Genomic DNA, 3221 nt, shown 5'->3' on the forward strand with positions numbered 1-3221 from the left:
CGTATGTAAACATCAAGGCTTAACTGGCGAACAAGGTGTAATCTTACCTAAGTCTAACCTTAAGCATTTGTCTCTGAACAAAGACGTGGTAGAAAGCATCAAAAATAACCAATTTCATATCTGGTCTGTATCTACGGTTGATGAAGCAATTCCTATTATTATGGGTAAACCTTTCCGCGGAGAAGACGCAGAAAGTGTTGTTAGCAAAATAGCACAACGTATTGAAAACTATGAAAGACACGAGCATCCACCAGGAATTGTGGAGCGCATCAAAAACTGGTTCGTTTGAACAAAATTTAACACAGTAATTGACTGATCGGAGTTGTTTAGCGTACACCTGTTCACTAACATGCTGCTATCAAAAATCGGAGTAATTGATAATGCAAAACAAACGTGATTCTTATAACCGTGAAGATCTTCTAGCGTCTAGCCAAGGCGAACTATTCGGTCCTGGTTACCCTCAACTGCCTGCGCCTAATATGCTAATGATGGATCGCGTCACCAAAATGTCTGAGACAGAGGGTGATTTCGGTAAGGGTCTGATTCTAGCTGAGCTAGATATTACTCCTGATCTATGGTTTTTTGACTGCCACTTCCCTGGTGACCCAGTAATGCCTGGCTGTCTTGGTCTTGACGCAATGTGGCAGTTAGTTGGCTTCTTCCTAGGCTGGGTTGGCGGTAAAGGCAAAGGTCGTGCCCTAGGTGTTGGTGAGGTGAAGTTTACAGGCCAAATCCTACCTACAGCTAAAAAAGTCACTTACGAAATTCACATGAAGCGCGTTGTTAACCGCAAACTTGTGATGGGCCTTGCTGATGGTCGCGTATTGGTTGATGGTAAAGAGATCTATGTAGCGAAAGATTTGAAAGTTGGCTTGTTCCAAGACACTTCTGCTTTCTAATAATAGAACTAATTTTTAAGCGACTCATTTGAGTCGCTTTTTTTCTTTCAATAAATTTAGTTATAGTGCGTTAAATTATTCATTAAAAGCCCCTTTCGGGGCTAGATCCTGTGTTGTATGGGATTGAGTGTTATTTATAGAGACCAGAGTTTTTGTCTTCCCTGGCGTCGCGCCAACCACCAAGCCAATAAGTCCGAGCATCCATCTGCTGGTATGGACATGCCTCCATCGAGCGGCCATTCAGGCCCGCTTTGTAACCTTGAGATTGAGCTCGTTCTAAGCGGTCACGCTTTTGTCTCTTCATAGTGTCGTCCTCATACATAAAATGTTTCTTAACGTACTATCTATCAATCGACAAAACCAAGATCCTCATTTGATCTGCCTAGCCGATTAATATGAAGCTTTTATGGCTTCACAATTAAGATTCGATCAAACCAACGGCAAATTCAAGATATAAAAAAGCACAGATTCAAAACTGTGAACCTGTGCTCTTGTTTACAATTTAGTCTATTTTCGACGGAACCCAAGCAGTCCAAGTAAGCCTAAAGCGAGGTATCCTAGCGTGCCACCTTGGCGTTCAATTGCAGAAACTTGTGCTACCGGACGAGGGCTGATATCTGAAGAATCTTGACCATTTATTGGTACTAACTTTACAGCAACGATAGTTGCGCCCGAGCTACATTTGGCATTGATAGCTTCACTGTCATATCCTGATGAACAATAATATGCAGTACCGGAAATTACTCCTGCATCATTGATATCAGTGGCATCAAAAACTCGGTATTTATTATTATCAGCAGAAGCATCACTACCATAAGTTAGATCATCTAGATACCAGGCAGTGCTGATTGGCGCTTTATTGTTTCCACTTAAAGGAGCAATGAAAGCTTTTTTGGCTCGTGGTTTACCGCCGCCACTTTCACGGTGAGTTTCATAATCTACTTGCCCAACCACTTCATCATTGCCATTAATAGCACCAGCAAGGGCATTTGCACTAGTAAAAAACATAGAACTAAACTTAGTATTGAACTCTACTGGAGACGGCGATGTGACATCAGGAACATAAAAAATACGATTAGCATAAGCACCATCAGTACTTTGTCTAAACTTCACTGTCCCAATAGCTATGCCACGTTTATTTACTGATGTAAGCAAGGAATTTAGATATTTGTCTTGGTCGCTGTAAGCAGAAAGCAATGTAGGGCTTATGCCTGACAATGAGCTTAAGTCTCCTAATGGGAAAATTGCAGCAACTGGTATTTCTTCACTATTTGCACTATATCCTACGGCATAATAGTCAGACGCATTGACGCGAGCTATATCACGAGCACTACCTTGAGGCATACTACGGCTATCTTCAGAACCCGCAATACTAAACAGGTTTAACGTTGTGCCCTCCCAAATGGCCGCCTGAGATTTATAATCAATTCCAACGTTACTAATGGAGTCGAAAGAAACACTTCCTACAGTTACGTTTTCCGTGTTCAACCTAGTCCATGCTCTAGTTCGTACACCATCAGTAAATTCGTTTGTAGCGGTCGATTCCGAACCGTAAAAAGCTCTTGTTCTTTCACTTGCGCTTACTTGATACGTTCCTACAATTTCTCCAGTAGATGTAATACTGTTGATAATAGTATTGTTACTAGATATTGATACTGGCGTTGTCTCTAAATAAGCCAAGGAGCTTTGAAAGTCACCATTGTCTTCTTTCCCGAAACCGTTTGTGTATTGCCTATCAGCAAAATCTTCACAAATCTCGTCTACATATCCTAAGTATGCGTTACAATAATCTTTGAAACCTGTGTGATCCTTTTCAAGATACTCGAACCCGTTTTCAATGAGAAAAGGAGCTTCATTTCTATAAAGAAAGCCTTCTTGGAAACGTTTTTCTTCGAACGCAATCTTATAATCTGTTTTAGAGCAAGCGGTTGACCAACAATCGTTTACTCCATTTTCCGGTGCTATAGCTGCGCCATATGTCTCACTACTTGATGAAACAACTGGCTGATACCCATATACTTGATATAAAGCCGCATTGGCTGCAAAAGAAGCCGCAATCGTTGCCGCTACTGTTGAAATCTTAAAAATCTTGCTACTCATTAGTTCTTAACTTTCCTGTTGCATTGCTTCGAGCTCTTCCCAGCGTTCGAAGGCAAATTCTAGCTCCTGCTCAGTGGCAGATAACTGATCTAATACGGGTTGCGTTTGCTCTACTGGTTTTGAAAAGAAGTCGGCGTTGTTGACTTGCTCTTGTAAGCTTTCAATCTCGGCTTCTAACTCTTCAAGCTTGGCTGGCAATGCTTCTAACTCTCGCTGCAGTTT

Annotated in this window: 3 protein-coding genes and 2 pseudogenes; 2 read left to right on the plus strand and 3 right to left on the minus strand. The window is 41.5% G+C overall.

Annotated features, from left to right (window positions below; all coding sequences use genetic code 11):
* A pseudogene (locus tag QTO00_RS17025) lies at nucleotides 1-289 on the plus strand (Lon protease family protein); the annotation flags it as partial.
* Between the two features lie 91 nt (nucleotides 290-380).
* A complete protein-coding gene (gene fabA / locus QTO00_RS17030; RefSeq protein WP_004743352.1) occupies nucleotides 381-899 on the plus strand; it encodes a bifunctional 3-hydroxydecanoyl-ACP dehydratase/trans-2-decenoyl-ACP isomerase in 519 nt (172 codons plus the stop codon).
* A 130-nt stretch (nucleotides 900-1029) separates the two neighbouring features.
* Here fabA and rmf read toward each other — a convergent pair whose 3' ends face one another.
* The 3 genes and pseudogenes from rmf to QTO00_RS17045 form a co-directional block, all read right to left on the minus strand.
* Nucleotides 1030-1203, minus strand: a complete 174-nt coding sequence (gene rmf / locus QTO00_RS17035) for a ribosome modulation factor (protein WP_038203173.1) — start codon at nucleotides 1201-1203, stop codon at nucleotides 1030-1032.
* A gap of 203 nt (nucleotides 1204-1406) precedes the next feature.
* Entirely contained in the window at nucleotides 1407-2999 is a 1593-nt protein-coding gene (locus tag QTO00_RS17040) for a DUF3466 family protein (RefSeq protein ID WP_331425842.1), read from the minus strand.
* Between the two features lie 6 nt (nucleotides 3000-3005).
* Nucleotides 3006-3221 (minus strand): annotated as a pseudogene (locus QTO00_RS17045) (ABC transporter ATP-binding protein); the annotation flags it as partial.

The sequence above is a fragment of the Vibrio sp. M260118 genome, assembly GCF_036533755.1.
Classification (GTDB): domain Bacteria; phylum Pseudomonadota; class Gammaproteobacteria; order Enterobacterales; family Vibrionaceae; genus Vibrio.

Coding starts and splice junctions, on each gene's coding strand:
- fabA (WP_004743352.1), top strand. CDS start 381: ATGCAAAACAAACGTGATTCTTATAACCGTGAAGATCTTCTAGCGTCT.
- rmf (WP_038203173.1), bottom strand. CDS start 1,203: ATGAAGAGACAAAAGCGTGACCGCTTAGAACGAGCTCAATCTCAAGGT.
- QTO00_RS17040 (WP_331425842.1), bottom strand. CDS start 2,999: ATGAGTAGCAAGATTTTTAAGATTTCAACAGTAGCGGCAACGATTGCG.